The organism is Pseudoalteromonas sp. GW168-MNA-CIBAN-0100 (assembly GCF_040309225.1).
GTDB lineage: Bacteria > Pseudomonadota > Gammaproteobacteria > Enterobacterales > Alteromonadaceae > Pseudoalteromonas > Pseudoalteromonas arctica.
In genome coordinates this window covers 18,553-36,467 of record NZ_JBEOOL010000021.1, presented here as the reverse complement: position 1 = coordinate 36,467, position 17,915 = coordinate 18,553, and the positions used below count along the sequence as shown (strand labels likewise).

Here is a 17,915-nt window from a genome sequence, read left to right as displayed (position 1 = left end):
GCTATTTTGATAGCAAAGGTATTTAAAGGTATTTGGGCTGGAATTAACTTTTCTCGTCGTTTAATACTCAACATTCTGTTTTTATTACTGGTAATTGTTTTCTTAGTGTCACTCTCAAGTGACGACGATAAAATAATAGTTGAAAATGGCTCTGTGCTTAGGCTTAACCTAAATGGCCCTATTGTTGAAGAAAAAACATACATAGATCCGGTCGAAGCTGCAATTAGTGATGCTACTTCTGGTTCTGAAGCGCCAAGCGAAATATTACTCGACGATATTGTTGAAGTAATAAACGAAGCGACTAAAGACGATCGCATTACGGTGATGCTGCTTGATTTACAAGAAATGCCTAAAGCGCATTTAAACAAACTTAAGCAAATTACCAATGCTATTGATGCATTTAAACAAGCTGGCAAAAAAGTGATTGCATCGGGTTATTACTATACCCAAGCACAATACTATATTGCATCACATGCTGATGAAATAGCTATGCACCCATACGGTAGCGTAGGTATTGAAGGTTACGGCATGTATCCGCTTTACTTTAAAGATGCACTTGAAAAGCTTGAAGTAACGCAGCATATTTTCCGTGTTGGTACATTTAAGTCAGCAGTAGAACCTTTCATTCGTAACGACATGTCTGAAGCAGCCAAAGAAGCTAACCGTGTTTGGTTAGGCGCTCTTTGGAGCGAATACAAACAAGATGTTGCTGCGGTTCGCCCATTTGATGAGTCAAATTTCGACGAGACAATGGACGTATACCTTGAAAAAATGAAAGCTGCAGATGGCGATGCAGGTAAATATGCACTTGACCACCAGTGGGTTGATTCTTTAAAAACAAATCAACAAGTTCGCAAACAATTAATTGATTTAGTTGGCGCACAAGAAGATGGCAAAACATTTAAGCAAGTTTCATTTCGTGAATACTTAAGCTTGGTTAAACCACCGATTGAATTTGATAACCCTATTACCGAAAAAGTCGCCGTTGTAGTTGCTAAAGGTACAATTGTTGATGGTGAGCGTAAAGCTGGCGAAATTGGTGGCGACTCTACAGCAGCCCTACTTCGTAAAGCACGCCTTGATGACAAAGTTAAAGCGGTTGTACTGCGCATTGATTCAGGTGGCGGTAGTATGTTTGCCTCTGAAGTTATTCGTGCAGAAGTATTAGCGCTTAAAGCTGCTGGAAAGCCTGTTATTGCCTCTATGAGCTCTGTGGCTGCATCGGGTGGTTATTGGATTGCTTCTGCTGCAAACGAAATTTGGGCAGCACCAAGTACTATTACAGGCTCGATTGGGGTGTTTGGTACGTTTATGACATTTGAAAAAACCTTATCTAAAATTGGTGTTTATTCAGATGGCGTTGCAACAACCGAAATGGCTGGTTTTTCTATCACTCGTCCCCTAAACGAAAAAATGGGTCAAGTAATTCAGATGAGCGTTGAAGAAGCATACGGTCGCTTTTTGAATGTTGTCGCTGATGCCCGTAATATGACGCCTGAGCAAGTTGATAAAATTGCCCAAGGCCGCGTATGGATTGCATCTCAAGCACTTGAACTAGGTTTAGTAGACAAACTTGGTGATAAACAAGATGCTATAAAAGCAGCAGCAGCACTTGCAAAACTTAATCATTATGAAGTTAAAACCATTAAACAAGATTTAAGCTCGCAAGAAAAAATGATTCAAAACATTTTTGGTAACGCGTCTATTAAATCGATGCTTGGTTTACAAACACAAAAAACATCTGTGTTAGCAACGCAAGCTAACTTGCAAAGCGTTATTAACCAATTAAGTACTGAAGTTGAAAACCTTAAAGATTACAACGATCCACAAGGTGTATATGCACGCTGTTTAGTGTGTAACGTTGCACAATAAAAGTGCATAGCTTTACCTAATCAGCTGTATTTAAAGTTACTTAACGTTATACTAAGCCCAGTTTTTTTACTGGGCTTTTTTTATGAAACGTAAACGCATTTATATCGCTTATACTGGCGGTACTATAGGTATGAAAAAATCGAGTCGAGGTTATATTCCTGCTGAAGGTTTTTTAACAGAAACCGTAGTGAGCAACGCAGAGTTTAACCGTGATGAAATGCCTTTGTTTGATATTCACGAATACTGCCCTCTTATAGATTCTTCAGATATGTCTCCTGAGCATTGGCAACTTATTGCTGATGACATTAAAGATAAATACCAAGATTATGATGGTTTTGTTGTGCTTCATGGCACCGATACAATGGCGTATACAGCCTCAGCACTATCGTTTATGTTCGAAAACCTAACTAAACCTGTGATTGTAACTGGCTCACAAATTCCGCTTTCTCAATTACGCTCAGATGGTCAAGTAAACCTTCTGAATGCAATGTATTTAGCGGCAAATTATCCAATTGCAGAAGTAAGTCTATTTTTTAATAACCAACTGTTTAGAGGTAACAGAGCAACTAAAGCCCACGCCGATGGATTTAATGCATTTGCGTCGCCTAATCTTGATCCTCTCGCGTTATCGGGTATTAGTATTCAACTTATTAAAGGCCAACTTAGTCCTTATGTTGAAAATGAGCTGCAAGTTACCCCTATTACACCTCAACCCATTGGTGTGCTTTATTTATACCCTGGTATTAGTCAAGAAGTGGTTAAAAGCTTAGTTAATGGCAATATTAAAGCCTTGGTGTTGCTTAGTTTTGGTGTAGGTAATGCACCGCAAGATCCTAACTTTTTATCAATACTTGAAGAAGCAAGTAAACGTGGCGTCGTTATTGTTAATTTAACCCAGTGCTTAAAAGGCCATGTAAATATGGGCGGCTATGCAACGGGTAATGCACTGTTAAATATTGGTGTTATTAGTGGATACGATATGACCCTTGAAGCGTGTTTAACTAAATTACATTATTTATTTAGCCAAAAGCTAGAAGTAGAGACGATTCGTCATTTAATGCAAGACAATTTACGTGGTGAATTAAGCCGTTAAATCTCACAGCGCCTAAAATACAAAAGGCACGCTAAATAGCGTGCCTTTATCGTTTTAAACAACTGTTTATTACCTAACTTTAGCGTCGATATCTACTAAGTCAGTTAAATGGCATGTTTCACCGCTATGGGTTTTAACGCCGTGCTCACCAAAGTAATCACGCTGGGCTTGAACTAAATGCCCATTACTCGGTGTGGTTAATGTTGCTAAATACGTTTGTGTAGCACCCAATACAGGGAATGCTAAACCAGTCATTATTGCTTGGCCGGTAATTTTGCGCAAAGAGTTAGACTCTTTCTCAAGGGTATCAATAAATTCAACACCTTGTGCAACGCTATCAAGGTAGTCAGCACGAATAATACAACCAGCACGCCACGTTTGAAGCGTTTTAGATAAATCAACTTTCCACTGATGAGTACGTGATGCACCTTTAATTAACGCTAAACCTTGGCGATACGCTAGTAAGCTTGCAAGTAAGAACGCTTCTTTTAGCTCTTCTAAATCAATTTCAACATTGTTAGTTGGTTTAGATGCATACGTCATCTCTTGTGCAGCCGTTGTATTACATGCATTAGTTAAATGACGAGCTTGTACAGCAGCAACAAGTGAAGGAACTGCAATACCAAGTTCTAGTGCATTTTGCGCAGTCCAAAGACCAGTACCTTTAGCGCCAACTTTATTATCAATTAAGTCCGCAAGCGGTACATTATTATGATTTTCAAGTGACAATATGTGGCTAGAAATAGACAGTAAGTAGCTATTTAATTGACCTTCTGACCAGTCATTAAATATCTCAGCCACTTCTTTTGGAGAACGATTAGTGCCTAAACGAAGTAATTGGTACACTTCTGCAATAAGTTGCATAAGTGCGTATTCAATACCGTTGTGAACCATTTTTACAAAATGACCACTTGCTGATTGACCAACACGTGCAAAACACGAGTCGCCATTATAGCTAGCAGCTACTTTTTCAAACCATGGCTCAATACGTTCCCAACCACCTTCAGAACCACTTGCCATCATTGCAGGACCATGACGAGCGCCTTCTGCACCGCCAGAAATTCCCATAGTGGCAAATTCAAATTTATTTTGGTATTTGAGTTTACGCGTTATACCATCTTTATAATTACTATTACCGCAATCGACTATCATATCGTCACAATTAACGCCGGCCTCTACAAGTTCATTACAAACTGTATCAACTAACTCACCAGCAGGAACAAGTAATAAAATAGAACGAGGTGCCTCCAAACGCCTTACCATGTCACTTAAATCAGAGACAATGTGAAGCCTATCAGCCATGCCTTGTGATTTGGCACAACTTAGTAACTCTTCACCCGCATGTGGGTTTTTATCATAAGCGACTAGCGTTATCCCTTTTTCAATCAAGTTTAGGGCAAGATTTTTTCCCATAACGCCTAACCCTACTAATGCAACTTGCATCTAGTGTCCTCCTCGGTAACAACTATTTGGTTAGAAAATTCAGTGTATAAATTAAATAATACCGCGTGCATTATACTCATACAGTCATAAAATACTAACTATGAGCCCATACAACATGCTTTTTTATTACAGATAAATAAGCTACGTAATTATATCAAACATCAATGCTCTCGGGGTGACTAAAAGCTACGCTAATTGAAATTAAGATCATTGACGCATTCTGACACCGGTGTCATAATGATGACACAATAGTTTTGTATAAAATAGTGGCAAACCTTTGAAGTTTGCACATAATTAAAATATTTTAATCTAATATAGATGTTTTAATTCAACAAAATAACGTCAACATGCTTTCACCAAGCAAACAGGAGAAATTGATGCTAAGACGCACGAAAATAGTCGCTACCCTTGGACCTGCTACCGATAGAGATAACAACTTAGAAAAAATTATTATCGCTGGGGCTAATGTAGTACGTTTAAACTTCTCACATGGTGTTGCCCAAGATCATAAAGACCGTGCGCAAGCTGTACGCGATATTGCAAAAAAATTAGGCAAGCATATTGCTATCCTTGCTGACCTTCAAGGCCCTAAAATCCGCGTTTCTACTTTTAAAGAAGGTAAAGTAACGCTTGCTGTGGGTGCAAAGTTCACTCTTGATGCAAAAATGGAAAAAGGCGAAGGCGATGTTAACTCTGTAGGTATTGATTATAAAGAACTACCTAACGATGTTAGCCCTAACGACCTACTACTCCTAAATGACGGCCTTATTCAACTAAGTGTTGATGAAGTAGCTGGGCACTTAGTACATTGTACAGTTACTGTTGGCGGTGTTTTATCTAACAATAAAGGTATTAACCGTTTAGGTGGTGGCTTAACTGCTCCAGCATTTACTGAAAAAGATAAAGAAGATTTAATAACTGCCGCTGAAATTGACGTAGATTACATTGCCGTATCATTCCCACGTAGTGGCGACGATATGCGCTACGTACGCTCACTTGCTGAAGCTGCTGGTTCAAAAGCACAACTACTTGCAAAAATTGAACGTGCTGAAGCCGTAGAAACACAAGAAGCTGTTGATGACATCATTCTAGCGTCTGACGCTGTAATGGTTGCTCGTGGTGATTTAGGTGTTGAAATTGGTGATGCAGCTCTTATGGGCAAGCAAAAACTAATTATTCGTCGTGCTCGTTCATTAAACCGTACTGTAGTAACAGCAACGCAAATGATGGAATCGATGATCGATAACCCTATGCCTACACGTGCAGAGGTTATGGATGTTGCAAATGCTGTTCTTGATGGAACAGATGCTGTAATGCTTTCAGCTGAAACAGCTGCAGGTGATTACCCTGAAGAAACTGTTGCAACTATGGCACGTGTTTGTTTAGGTGCTGAATCTCAAAAAGAAACGCATGTTTCTAAGCATCGTTTAGATAGTCGCTTTTCTAACAATGCTGAATCAATTGCGCTTTCTGCTATGTATGCAGCTAATCACTTAGATTCTGTTAAAGCAATTATCACACTTACTGAATCTGGTAGTACGGCTAAATTAATGTCGCGTATCAGCTCAGGCTTACCAATCTACTCGCTTTCACGTCATGCGAGTACATTAGGTCAAACAGCACTTTATCGTGGTGTTTACCCAGTATTTTTTGATTCTACAAAAACTGAAAAAGACGGTATGGTAAAAGCCGCGCTTGATACTTTAGTTTCTCAAGGGTCTTTACAGTCTGGCGATACAGTAATTATTACTCACGGTGACTCAATGGAAACTGTGGGCGCAACTAACACAATGAAAATTGTAACTGTTGCGTAATTAAACGCCGAATATAAAAAATGCGAGCTTAGCTCGCATTTTTTGTGTCTGTAATAAAAGCGTTGGCTTTAACTTGCTAATGCCGCTTTAACCTTATCTCGGTAGCTACGGCTCACTTTTAATTCTTGGCCATTTTCAAGTACTAATAAATACTCACCACTTACTTGTGTAACCAGTTTACTAATTTGTTTTGTATTTACTATTGCGCTGCGGTGCACACGCACAAATAACTGAGGGTCGAGCTCTTGCTCAAGCTCTTTCATTGTTTTACGTAGAATATGCGTTTGTCCGTCTTCACAGTGTAAACACATATAGTCACCTGCTGCATCAACCCATTGGATAGTCGCTACAGGTACCCGTATAATTTCACCCTGCTCTTTTACAGCAAGCGATTCTGGGTAACGTCTGTCTGTTAGCATATCGCCAGTGGCTAATTTTTTAAGTATTTCTTCGCAATTGTTACCAGTAATACCGGCTACAAAACTCGCTAGTTTTTTCTTATGGGCGTTGTCTTGCTGCGTTTTTAAGTAGGTATGCACTTTTTCTACCGCCTGTTTTAGTCTGTTATCATCAACGGGTTTTAAAATGTAATCGAGAGCATGAATTTCAAACGCTTTTACAGCAAACTGGTCAAAGGCCGTTACAAATACAATCGCTGGTAATGCTTTTGAGCTTTCGCTAAGGGCTCTTGCTACTTCAAAGCCATTCATACCTGGCATTTGAATATCTAAAAAAACCAAATCAATTTTCTCGCTTTGACACATTTCAATTGCATCAGCCCCTGAACTACACAATTTAATTACTTCAATATCAGAGTATTCTTCGAGCCTTACCGCTAAACCTTTTCGTGCTAACGGTTCATCATCAACAATGAGTGTTTTTATTTTAGTCATTTTTCACAGCCTTCTCAAAAGGTACTCGCAGATTAACTTTTAATCCACTTGGCGTATTATGTGATAATACAAACGAATAATTATTTTCATACAACGTTTTTAATCTATCTTTGGTATTAGCGACACCTACGCCTTGAGCGTTAACTAATTGGCCATCGAGTATGTCAGTACCTGGGCCGTTGTCGCCCACTTCTAGTAATAACTCATTCGCAAATACCTGTGCTTTTATATCAATTACTCCACCTTCTGTTAGATGGGCAATAGCATATTTAATCGCGTTTTCTATAATAGGTTGCAAGATTAAGCTCGGTACTAAAGCCTCTTTAGCTTGCTCGCTTATATCTACATTTACCTTTAATCGCTCATCAAAACGTACACGTTCTATTTCTAAGTAAAGCATGAGCGCATGTAACTCTTGCTCTAACGGTACTTTTTTTATTGGATCGGTATTTAATGTATAACGTAGAAAGTCACTTAACCTTGCTACCATTAAGTTAGCATCTTTGTTTTCTTTAACCAAAATTAAAGTAGAAATAGCGTTAAGTGTATTGAATAAAAAATGGGGGTTAAGCTGATACCTAAGCATTTTTAATTGCGCTTCGTGTGCCATAGTTGTGGCTTTTAGTGCTTTTTGTCGCTCACTTTGTAATAACTGATAATATTTAACGCCAAAGTACAAACCACTCCAACATAAAATAATATATACAGAATCTAAGCCTTGCTGCAGGTAATAAAACCACTCCTCTGGTCTATAACCATGGCGGTATATTTCCCACAAATTAAATTTTTGAACGACAGCCCATAAAGTACCTGTTACATAAGAGGCACCAAATACCACAATCATTAATACCCAAGGCGAGGCATTCCAAATTTTACGGTAAATATACCTAAGCGGTACTGTCATTAAGCAACCAGCGTAAGCATTTAATAAAATAACAAATACGTATATATCACGCATTTCAAATACTTTAGAGCCAATATAATTTACTAACGCATAACCAATCCAGCCTGCAATTTGCAAAAGCCAAAAAAAGCGCTGTCTGTTATCGACTAAAGATTGCCAGTTCAAAATAGATGTTTACTCCGTATAGTTAAAGACTAATTCCATAAAATAGGCGCTTGTTATTCTTTATTATTTTTACCTATGTAGAGCTAATTTTAATAAAATTAGATAGTCTTATTATATAGATTTATGAGTTTGCATAGCACTACAGCCTACCTTGCTTTTTAATAGTCTTACCGCAAACAAATAGTAGATACACTAAAAAAGCGAAAGGTTATTCACCTTTCGCTTTTTAAATATAAATAGCTTTGTGTAAATTAAGCTAGTTTGTCTGATGCTACTTTGTATGTTGGATCTTCAATCACATTCACTTCAACCAAATCGCGTGCTTTATGCAACAACTGCGTACAGTCTTTACTTAAGTGACGTAAGTGAAGTTGTTTACCTGCTTTTGTGTACTTATCAGCAAGTGTGTCAATTGCTTCTATTGCACTGTGATCAGATACGCGGCTATGCTTAAATTCAACAATTACATTTTTAGGGTCATTTTTAACATCAAATAACTCTGCAAAGTTTTTAACTGAACCAAAGAAAAGCGGGCCATGTAACTCATATACTTTAGCGCCTTCTTCGTCAATATAGTTAGTTGTGTATATGTGCTTAGCATGCTGCCAAGCAAATACTAATGCAGATACAATAACACCTACACATACTGCAATCGCTAAATCGGTAATAACCGTCACACCCGATACAAGTACTATTACGAACGCGTCAGATAGAGGCACACGCTTCATCATTTTAAAGCTGGCCCATTCAAACGTACCTAATACAACCATAAACATAACACCAACAAGTGCAGCTAGTGGGATCATCTCAATTAAGCTTGAAGCGAATATGATGAACGCAAGCAACATCAATGCAGCACTTATACCCGATAAGCGAGAACGACCACCTGAGTTAATGTTGATCATTGATTGACCAATCATTGCACACCCCCCCATTGCACCAAACATACCACAAGTAATATTTGCAGCGCCTTGGCCTATACACTCTTTATTACTGTGACCGCGAGTTTCTGTAATCTCGTCAATTAAGCTAAGCGTTAATAATGATTCAATTAAACCAATAGCCGCTAAAATAAGTGCATAAGGAAAAATAATTTGTAGCGTTTCGAAAGTAAACGGTACCATAGGAATATGAAACTGAGGTAAACCGCCTGCAATTGTTGCAGCTTCGTCGCCTGTCATTCCTTTTAAGAAATCAACTACAGTATGCGCTTCTAAATCCAAACCAATGACTAAAGCGGTCACTGTAATAATAGCGACTAATGTAGAGGGTACAGCCGTTGTTAGTTTAGGTAAAAACTGAATAATAGCCATGGTTAAAGCCACTAAACCAAGCATAATATATAACGGGTTACCCGTCATCCATTCTTGTCCGCCCATACCATCAGGCACTTTAAATTGTCCTAACTGAGCAAGAAAAATAACAATAGCTAAGCCGTTTACAAAACCAAGCATTACCGGATGAGGAACCATGCGGATAAACTTACCGAGTTTAAATACACCCGCGAGTATCTGCAGTATGCCCATGAGCAATACGGTCGCAAATAAATACTCAACACCATGATCAAGCACTAAACTTACCATAACAACAGCTAGTGCACCGGTTGCACCTGAAATCATACCGGGGCGGCCACCAAATATAGCCGTGATTAAACCAACGATAAACGCGGCATATAGACCAACTAAAGGTTCTACATTTGCAACAAAGGCAAACGCAACAGCTTCTGGCACCAAGGCTAGCGCCACAGTTAATCCAGATAGAATATCGTTTTTAGCAGAGCTAGGCGCCCTACTGAGTAAGTTAAACATTGAGTTCCTCAAATGGTGTAATGGGTATCAAAAAAAGCGCTAAATTCTACCAAATTAGCGCTCAGTTAACAATTGTCATTATGTGGTTAAACTAAACTAAAAGAGGTTTAGCTTTTAAAAGAAGTGCTTTTATAAAGGGAGGGAAGTACTGCGTTTTACACATGTCATTGTTACATTAGAATGTACTTCTTGTACATATTCTAAGCTTAGTAAATTATCGCGTACAAAGTGCTCATAACCTTCTATGCCTTGTGAAATTATGCGTAGCATAAAGTCCATTGTTCCGGCCATGGTGTAACACTCTGTTACTTGATCATAACTCATTATAAGTTTTTCAAATTCAGCAAGGTTCTTTTTACCGTGATTTGATAAGCGCACATGTGCATATACAAGCATATCAAAGCCAAGTTTTTTCTCATCTAAAAGAGCCACTTTGCTTTTTATATAACCATCTTGCTCTAGCTTGGCAATTCGACGCCAGCATGGAGACTGAGACAAGCCTACTTTATCAGCAATTTCTGCGGTTGATAAACTAGCATCTTGTTGTAAAAGTGCCAATATTTGGCGATCTACGTGATTTAGAGACATTTTATTTCTTATTTATCAAATAAACTGGTTAAATTATACAACCATTTTAAAACTCAGTCTGCTTATTTTTAATTTTTATGCAGTTTGCCAAACTTCAAATAAGTAACTTAACCAAACTTACCACTCACAAAAGGGTTTGTTTGTTTTTCAAATCCAACCGTAGTGTCGCTCCCATGCCCTGCCAATATTTTAGTATTATCAGGTAAGGTTAGAATATGCGTCTTAATCGACTCTATAAGTTGTTCGCTGTTCCCCTTAGGGAAATCAGTTCGCCCTACTGAGCCTTTAAAAATAACATCACCTACAATAACGCATTCATTGTCTTGTTGATAAAACACAATATGACCAGGTGTATGCCCTGGGCAATGCTTCACTAAAAAGCTAAGTTTACCTACGCTCACGGTGTCGTTATGGTTTAGCCAAATATCCGGATAAAAAGGCTCAATGGGTTTAAACCCGAACATTTGTGCTTGCATAGGTAAGTTTTCAAACCAGAAGTACTCATCTTTTTGTGGGCCAATAATTTGTACGTTAAATTGATTACGTAAAATATCAGCCCCACCCACATGATCTAAATGCCCGTGCGTTAACCAAATAGCACTTAATTCTAGTTTATGCTCATTAAGGGCAGCTACTATTTTATCAGGGTCGCCACCTGGGTCTATGACTACGGCTTGTTTAGTTTCACTACACCAAATAATACGACTATTTTGTGCAAATGCAGTGACGGGTATGGTTATAATTTGCATATTAGATTTCTTTACTTTTTTGATCTGGAATAACAACTTCTTCTTCAAATGACATCAATATTGGGTACTTTAAGTACGCTTGATCATAAAATGGACTTTGCTCATATAACCAGTTTAATCTCGCATCAGCGTCGCTTGCGAACGATTTATCTTTAAGCTTTTCATCAAACTTAAGCGCTAGCTTTGGATTGTCTTTTAGCATTTGGCGTGCAAACGGAATTAGTGCATAGTTTTCCATGTACTCAGTACGCTGAAAAATAGTATTAAATTCCCCCCATGCAAAAAACGAATCTGGTGCTTCAGGATGCAATAAATGCACGGCAAGCTCACCTGCTTTTTGTTGAGTATTGACTTGATACCAACCATCTAAATCTACATTTATTGCAGGGACATAATCAAAACTTGCTGACACTCTAAAACGGCCTTCAAATGGCGCTTTATCAAACGTGTAGTCTGCCACCTTTGCTACTTTTAAAGGCTGTGTGTTTGCCCCTACAAGTTTATTAATAGAGACACCATGTAACTTTAGTTTCTTAATAATATTGCGATATACAGGCGGAATAAAAAAAGCTTTAGGTACTTCAACTGTATGTTGTACATCTTTTTGCCAATAAATAGGTAAGTCGGTATATGTATGTGCTTTACCCAAATACTTCACTTCATTTTGGCCTGAGAGCGCATTCATGCTTGATGAATACTCAATACCTTTAAACTGCGCAATCGTATCAGCTTGCTTGGAATAGCCACGCTTTACTATTAACTGTTTAGGAACAAATTCCTGTTCTTTTTTTACTGCATTAGCTAATTCATGACTGTGCTTTGATAGCGCAGTAATAGCACCATCTAAAAATACGTAAGTTCCTAATACACGTTGCTTGTAAGGCTTCAATGAATGATTTTCAACTAAAATAGTCGGTAATGACTTTAAATCACCCCAACCATTTGAAAAGCGCGGCGTAGCAACCCATCCCGCTAATCCTTTTTTAAAGTCGCGCTTGTCCATAACAAAAACAAGTGGCCCTGGCATGTGCCCTTGCTTAGCTAGCGTATCGTCAATCAGAGGTTTAAAAAACTGGTTTAGTGCATCAGATACCGCAGGCGACTCGCTTGAAAATACCGGATTGTAGCCATAAGTCACATCGTATTGGTAATCTGCGCCGTCGGTTACGTGTACATCAATGTATAAATTTGGGTTGTAGTCGTTAATAACCTTTAGAACACTTCTAACTTCTGGGGTATCTAATTTAGTAAAATCACGATTTAAATTAAGGTTATTAGCATTTGTTCTAAAGCCCATTTTTGTAGGGCCCCGTTGATTGATGCGATTGAATGCACTGCTACGTTCGTGTCCATCTACATTTAAAATAGGAATAAATAATATGTTTACCTTTTTTAAAATGTCACGGCGCTTACCAGTCGCTATATCTCTAAGCAGCATAAACATGGCATCTTTACCGTCTATTTCACCAGAATGTATTCCTGCCTGGATAAAAATAGTTGGCTTAGTGCTATTAGCCATTTGCCTTGCTTCAAAAAAACCTTGTTCACTGGCAATCAACATTTTTATTGCACGCTTGCTATTACTATAGCCAATGGTTTGAGATTGAAACTGAGTAGGGTTTGCAGCAACTAATCTATCTACAAATGCCATTGTATTTGCATAATCTGGCGACGCTTCCCCTTCTGACAACTCAAAATCAGTAGTTAACGGCCCTTGTTTTTGTAAAAGCTCTACGCTTTTCCCCTGCCACTCAATTAATGGAGGTAAGTGTGCGTCATACGCCACACTTGCAGATAAAACTAGTAAACTTGCAAACATAAAATTCTCTAACAAACGCCTTAATTATATAAATTATATCAACTAAATTTTTTATAATGAGGAAACTGCGGTGATTCAACAAAAAAATGCAGCCAATTACATGTCACTCATTCACACCTGTATTTTAAGGCTATATAACGTTATTAATGTACAGTAATTCATTACATTACTATTTATACCAACTCGTAAAAATACTTAATCAATTTAAAGGATTACATCTGACGCTAACAGCGCCAAAAATGTCTGATATACGTCTGCATGGATCCAGGAAAGTGAGTAATGATGGAGCAATTGCCAAGAACAACTAAATAGTGAATTTCGCCCTGCTCTAACGTATCTTTTTATCGATAAATAGAGCTAATATAAGCAGATGGGTATTAATTTGAAAAAGCCGATTTAGCTCAGCTATAAAAAAGTGTAAGTTATTAAATTACAGGCACAAAAAAAGGAGCCATAGGCTCCTTTTTTAATACTTATATGAAAAAGCTTAAGCGGCTAGGCCTTCTTTTGCTTTTTCTACAAGCGCTGCGAATGCAACTTGATCATAAACAGCGATATCTGCAAGGATCTTACGATCGATTTCTACAGATGTCTTTTTAAGACCATTGATAAAACGGCTGTAAGACAGACCATTTTGACGTGAAGCAGCATTGATACGTGCAATCCATAATTGACGGAAAGTACGTTTCTTCGCACGACGGTCACGGTAAGCGTATTGACCCGCTTTAGTAACAGCCTGGAAAGCTACGCGGTAAACACGTGAACGTGCTCCGTAGTAACCTTTTGCTTGTTTTAAAACTTTTTTGTGACGTGCACGTGCGACAACGCCGCGTTTAACTCTTGCCATTTCTAAAAACCCCTATTAAGCGAACGGTAACATACGTGAAACTAGACCATGGTCATTTTTATGAACCATCATCTTAGGACGTAGGTGTAACTTACGCTTAGAAGTTTTCTTAGTCAGAATATGACGAAGATGCGCTTGTTTACGCTTGAAACCGCCAGAAGCAGTCTTTTTGAAACGCTTAGCAGCGCCACTGTGACTTTTTAGCTTATAAGCCATTGCAATAACTCCAAATTGTATTGCTTTTAAATTAGTAAGCAGGCGTGAGATATATTTCTATAGCTCCACTTTTAGGCCTAACTTACTGCCATGTTCCGGTGAAGACCCAACATAAATGCCGCAATCTTACTTTAATACCGGTTAACTCAGGTGAATATTCGCATATTACTTGCAGACCTGAGCTAATTTCGGTGCGTATTATCGCTTAAAAATTATTTTTTAGCAACAGGCGCCATCATCATAACCATTTGGCGACCTTCAACACGATTTGGGAAAGACTCAACTACTGCAAGTTCTTCTAAATCGGCTTTGATACGGTTTAATAATTCTATACCAATTTCTTGGTGAGCCATTTCACGACCACGGAAGCGGATAGTAATCTTAGCTTTATCGCCAGCTTCTAAGAACTTACGTAAGTTGCGAAGCTTAACCTGATAATCACCTTCATCCGTACCAGGACGGAATTTGATTTCTTTTATCTGGATTTGCTTTTGCTTCTTCTTCTGCTCTTTTAGTTCTTTGCTTTTTTCAAAGATGAACTTACCGTAATCCATGATTCTACAAACAGGCGGCTCAGCGTTTGGACTGATCTCAACAAGATCAACACCCGCTGCATCGGCCATAGTTTGCGCGTCTTGTAATGACTGAATTCCAGCTTGTTCGCCTTCAATGTCAATTAAACGAACTTCTTGCGCTGTAATTTCTTCGTTAATACGATTTTTTTGAGCTGTTTGTTGCCCTTTCTTGCCGCCTCTAATAGTACGTTCCTCCAAGAATATCAATAATATAAGCGTGTAATTGGCTGTTTGTTAATGCCTTACACGCTCGATTTTTACTGTCGATTTTTAATTTCTTCGCTAATTTTAGCTACAAAATCATCGACATTAAATTTGCCTAGGTCTTCACCTGTGCGAGTACGCACTGCTACTTCTTGTTGTTCAACTTCTTTATCGCCAACAACAAGCAAGTATGGAATACGCTTCAGTGTATGCTCACGGATTTTAAAGCCAATCTTCTCATTTCTCAAGTCAGCAGCGGCTCTAATTCCAAGTTTATTTAATTTTTGTACAACTTCTTTAACATAAGGAGCCTGTTTATCGGTAATATTCATAATTACCACTTGCTTTGGCGCAAGCCACGTCGGGAATAAACCAGCGTACTCTTCAGTTAAAATGCCAATAAAGCGTTCAATAGAACCTAAAATAGCACGATGTATCATTACAGGTGTACGACGTTCGTTATTTTCTGCTACATAAGTAGCGCCTAAACGACCCGGTAATGCAAAGTCTAATTGCACTGTACCACACTGCCACGCTCTGTCTAAACAATCGTATAAAGTAAATTCAATCTTTGGACCATAAAACGCGCCTTCACCCGGAAGATAATCAAATTCAATATCGTTTAGCTTAAGTGCTTCGGCTAAAGCAAGCTCTGCTTTATCCCACATATGGTCTTCACCAATGCGTTGTTCTGGGCGAGTAGATAGCTTAACTACAATCTTCTCAAATCCGAATGTTTCATATGTATCATAAACCATCTTAATACACGCTGAAACTTCGTCCATTATCTGCTCTTCGGTACAGAAAATGTGAGCATCATCTTGTGTAAAGCCACGTACACGCATTAAACCGTGTAGTGCACCTGATGGTTCATTACGATGACAACAACCAAATTCAGCCATACGAAGTGGTAAATCACGGTACGATTTTAAACCCTGGTTAAAGATCTGCACATGTCCTGGGCAGTTCATTGGTTTAATCGCGTATTCACGCTTTTCAGACTCAGTGGTAAACATTGCTTCTGAATACTTTTCCCAGTGACCTGATTTTTCCCAAAGTGAACGGTCCATCATCATTGGACCTTTTACTTCTTCGTACTCATATTCGCGTAACTTTTCACGTACAAATTCTTCAAGCTCGCGGTAAATGCTCCAACCATCGTTGTGCCAAAATACCATGCCTGGCGCTTCTTCTTGCCAATGCCATAAATCAAGCGCTTTACCAATACGGCGGTGATCGCGTTTTTCAGCTTCTTCAAGGCGTTTTAAATACGCTTTAAGTTGCTTTTTATCGCCCCACGCTGTGCCGTAAATGCGTTGTAGCATTTTGTTTTCTGAATCACCACGCCAATATGCACCCGCAACTTTCATTATTTTGAAGTTTTGGCAAAATTTCATGTTAGGAACGTGAGGTCCACGACACATGTCTACATATTCTTCGTGGTGATATAAACCTGGGCGGTCATCTTTAGCGATGTTTTCGTCCAGAATTTCTATTTTGTATGTTTCGCCACGCGCTTCAAATGTATCGCGTGCTTCTTGCCAGCTTACTGTTTTTTTCACTACGTCGTAGTTGGTTTTTGCAAGTTGCAACATACGCTTTTCAATTGCTTCAAGATCATCTTGTGATAATGAATGTTCCATATCAATATCGTAGTAGAAACCGTTATCAATGGTAGGACCAATTGCCATTTTTGCGTCTGGGAAAAGTTGCTTAACTGCATGACCAATTAAGTGAGCACAAGAGTGACGAATGATTTCAAGGCCGTCATCGTCTTTAGCGGTAATGATCTCAAGACGAGAGTCTTCACTAATTAAATCACATGCATCAACACGGTCGCCATTAACACGACCCGCAATGGTCGCTTTAGCTAAACCAGGGCCAATATCGTTTGCAACATCAAGCGTGCTTACAGGGTTTTCAAAACTACGTTGACTTCCGTCTGGAAGAGTAATAACTGGCATTATAAATCCTTGCTACAGTGGTGACACCTACAATGTATCACGTGTATTTTTAATAAATTAAATGAGAATGACTCGACAACGCTTTTACGAATAAGCATTGACTAATAAATGTAGATGCAGAGTCTATTCAACTACAAAGATATATTGTCGCGTGCTGCGCATTTAATTACAAGTTTTAAGGGGTGAAATCCACCCGTTTTGAGCACAAAATGTAACTTTTAGAGCAAAAAAAATCATTTCATTAAAATATAAAAGCATCAACGCACTAATTACGCACCTACAACTATACCTACACTCGCATTTTAATGTGTGTTGCGTATAATACTGCGTAATTAAGTTATTTTAGAGAATAGACATGAGAACATGTGGTGTAGAAATTACCGGTAGTGATGTACTACTTTGTATTTTAAGTAAAGATAATGACGTATTTGATATTCGCGATGTGCGCCAAACACGCTTTACCTTAGGTAACGGTAACGACACTGAAGTAATGCGTAAATTTCAATTCGATTTTGCAAAACTAATGCAAGATTACCAAATTGATTCTGTTGCAATCCGTGAGCGTCAGCCTAAAGGTAAATTTGCTGGCAGCGCAAAGGGATTCAAAATGGAAACTGCGATTCAATTAATCGACAATTTAGACGTACGTTTATTTACCACAACTGAAATTAAAGAACAGGTAAAGCGTAATCCTATTCCTATTGATTTTGAAGAAACAGGTCTTAAAAAGTACCAAGAAAATGCATTTGTAAACGCTTACGTTTACATAATGAAAAAAACATACCGCAGCGACGAAATGTAAACTCATTACTCGTTTAAAAACGCGTACTTACAGTGTAAGACGCGTTTTTTTGTGTCTAAAAAGTAGTATTAGCTTTTATTAATCTAATAATACATTAGTCTAACTGCACTTCTCTTTGTCGACAATATGTGTTTATTTTAACTTTGTAGTTTACATAAC

Annotated in this window: 15 protein-coding genes; 4 read left to right on the top strand and 11 right to left on the bottom strand. The window is 38.4% G+C overall.

What is annotated here, in order from left to right; translation table 11 throughout:
- Nucleotides 1-6 precede the first annotated feature (6 nt).
- Together sppA and ansA are read left to right on the top strand one after the other, a co-directional pair.
- Entirely contained in the window at nucleotides 7-1,872 is a 1,866-nt protein-coding gene (gene sppA / locus AAEY62_RS13665) for a signal peptide peptidase SppA (protein WP_024590136.1), read from the top strand.
- A gap of 82 nt (nucleotides 1,873-1,954) precedes the next feature.
- Entirely contained in the window at nucleotides 1,955-2,965 is a 1,011-nt protein-coding gene (ansA, locus tag AAEY62_RS13660) for an asparaginase (RefSeq protein WP_350635123.1), read from the top strand.
- Nucleotides 2,966-3,034: 69 nt separating this feature from the next.
- On the opposite strand, the gene gnd is transcribed toward ansA, so the two are convergent.
- Nucleotides 3,035-4,408 (bottom strand): NADP-dependent phosphogluconate dehydrogenase, encoded by a 1,374-nt coding sequence (gene gnd, locus AAEY62_RS13655; protein WP_350635121.1) that lies wholly within the window; start codon nucleotides 4,406-4,408, stop codon nucleotides 3,035-3,037.
- Between the two features lie 377 nt (nucleotides 4,409-4,785).
- Between gnd and pyk the strand changes: the two genes are divergently transcribed.
- On the top strand, nucleotides 4,786-6,222 hold the full coding sequence (gene pyk / locus AAEY62_RS13650; protein WP_039489818.1) for a pyruvate kinase: 1,437 nt from the start codon (nucleotides 4,786-4,788) through the stop codon (nucleotides 6,220-6,222).
- Between the two features lie 68 nt (nucleotides 6,223-6,290).
- On the opposite strand, the gene AAEY62_RS13645 is transcribed toward pyk, so the two are convergent.
- From AAEY62_RS13645 to thrS, 10 genes are all read right to left on the bottom strand, one after another.
- Entirely contained in the window at nucleotides 6,291-7,115 is an 825-nt protein-coding gene (locus AAEY62_RS13645; protein WP_007582688.1) for a LytR/AlgR family response regulator transcription factor, read from the bottom strand.
- On the bottom strand, nucleotides 7,108-8,184 hold the full coding sequence (locus AAEY62_RS13640; RefSeq protein WP_007582687.1) for a sensor histidine kinase: 1,077 nt from the start codon (nucleotides 8,182-8,184) through the stop codon (nucleotides 7,108-7,110). Before AAEY62_RS13640 ends, AAEY62_RS13645 begins: the two co-directional genes overlap by 8 nt.
- Before the next feature lie 251 nt (nucleotides 8,185-8,435).
- Nucleotides 8,436-9,992, bottom strand: coding sequence for a SulP family inorganic anion transporter (locus tag AAEY62_RS13635; protein ID WP_010554472.1), 1,557 nt, complete (start codon nucleotides 9,990-9,992; stop codon nucleotides 8,436-8,438).
- A gap of 129 nt (nucleotides 9,993-10,121) precedes the next feature.
- On the bottom strand, nucleotides 10,122-10,580 hold the full coding sequence (locus AAEY62_RS13630) for an Lrp/AsnC family transcriptional regulator (RefSeq protein WP_007375323.1): 459 nt from the start codon (nucleotides 10,578-10,580) through the stop codon (nucleotides 10,122-10,124).
- A gap of 107 nt (nucleotides 10,581-10,687) precedes the next feature.
- Nucleotides 10,688-11,329, bottom strand: coding sequence for an MBL fold metallo-hydrolase (locus AAEY62_RS13625; RefSeq protein WP_024592375.1), 642 nt, complete (start codon nucleotides 11,327-11,329; stop codon nucleotides 10,688-10,690).
- 1 nt (nucleotide 11,330) lies between these two features.
- The gene (locus tag AAEY62_RS13620; RefSeq protein WP_350635119.1) at nucleotides 11,331-13,148 is read right to left on the bottom strand and encodes a M14 family metallopeptidase; all 1,818 of its coding nucleotides are present in this window, start codon (nucleotides 13,146-13,148) and stop codon (nucleotides 11,331-11,333) included.
- Between the two features lie 487 nt (nucleotides 13,149-13,635).
- On the bottom strand, nucleotides 13,636-13,995 hold the full coding sequence (gene rplT / locus AAEY62_RS13615) for a 50S ribosomal protein L20 (RefSeq protein WP_002960711.1): 360 nt from the start codon (nucleotides 13,993-13,995) through the stop codon (nucleotides 13,636-13,638).
- 15 nt (nucleotides 13,996-14,010) lie between these two features.
- Nucleotides 14,011-14,211, bottom strand: a complete 201-nt coding sequence (rpmI, locus tag AAEY62_RS13610; RefSeq protein WP_002960713.1) for a 50S ribosomal protein L35 — start codon at nucleotides 14,209-14,211, stop codon at nucleotides 14,011-14,013.
- Between the two features lie 212 nt (nucleotides 14,212-14,423).
- Nucleotides 14,424-14,984 (bottom strand): translation initiation factor IF-3, encoded by a 561-nt coding sequence (gene infC / locus AAEY62_RS13605; RefSeq protein ID WP_002960714.1) that lies wholly within the window; start codon nucleotides 14,982-14,984, stop codon nucleotides 14,424-14,426.
- 59 nt (nucleotides 14,985-15,043) lie between these two features.
- A complete protein-coding gene (thrS, locus tag AAEY62_RS13600; RefSeq protein ID WP_007582683.1) occupies nucleotides 15,044-16,954 on the bottom strand; it encodes a threonine--tRNA ligase in 1,911 nt (636 codons plus the stop codon).
- A gap of 355 nt (nucleotides 16,955-17,309) precedes the next feature.
- Here thrS and AAEY62_RS13595 point away from each other — a divergent pair, with 355 nt between their 5' ends.
- Nucleotides 17,310-17,756 carry a DUF3010 family protein gene (locus tag AAEY62_RS13595; protein ID WP_007582681.1) on the top strand — a complete coding sequence of 149 codons (447 nt, stop codon included), beginning with the start codon at nucleotides 17,310-17,312 and terminating at the stop codon, nucleotides 17,754-17,756.
- Nucleotides 17,757-17,915: the final 159 nt, after the last annotated feature.

Bases quoted from the DNA above. Each gene is read 5' to 3' on its own strand.
- AAEY62_RS13645 (WP_007582688.1), bottom strand. From the start codon at position 7,115: ATGACTAAAATAAAAACACTCATTGTTGATGATGAACCGTTAGCACGA.
- ansA (WP_350635123.1), top strand. From the start codon at position 1,955: ATGAAACGTAAACGCATTTATATCGCTTATACTGGCGGTACTATAGGT.
- pyk (WP_039489818.1), top strand. From the start codon at position 4,786: ATGCTAAGACGCACGAAAATAGTCGCTACCCTTGGACCTGCTACCGAT.
- AAEY62_RS13625 (WP_024592375.1), bottom strand. From the start codon at position 11,329: ATGCAAATTATAACCATACCCGTCACTGCATTTGCACAAAATAGTCGT.
- gnd (WP_350635121.1), bottom strand. From the start codon at position 4,408: ATGCAAGTTGCATTAGTAGGGTTAGGCGTTATGGGAAAAAATCTTGCC.
- AAEY62_RS13630 (WP_007375323.1), bottom strand. From the start codon at position 10,580: ATGTCTCTAAATCACGTAGATCGCCAAATATTGGCACTTTTACAACAA.
- rpmI (WP_002960713.1), bottom strand. From the start codon at position 14,211: ATGGCTTATAAGCTAAAAAGTCACAGTGGCGCTGCTAAGCGTTTCAAA.
- thrS (WP_007582683.1), bottom strand. From the start codon at position 16,954: ATGCCAGTTATTACTCTTCCAGACGGAAGTCAACGTAGTTTTGAAAAC.
- AAEY62_RS13635 (WP_010554472.1), bottom strand. From the start codon at position 9,992: ATGTTTAACTTACTCAGTAGGGCGCCTAGCTCTGCTAAAAACGATATT.
- AAEY62_RS13620 (WP_350635119.1), bottom strand. From the start codon at position 13,148: ATGTTTGCAAGTTTACTAGTTTTATCTGCAAGTGTGGCGTATGACGCA.
- AAEY62_RS13595 (WP_007582681.1), top strand. From the start codon at position 17,310: ATGAGAACATGTGGTGTAGAAATTACCGGTAGTGATGTACTACTTTGT.
- rplT (WP_002960711.1), bottom strand. From the start codon at position 13,995: ATGGCAAGAGTTAAACGCGGCGTTGTCGCACGTGCACGTCACAAAAAA.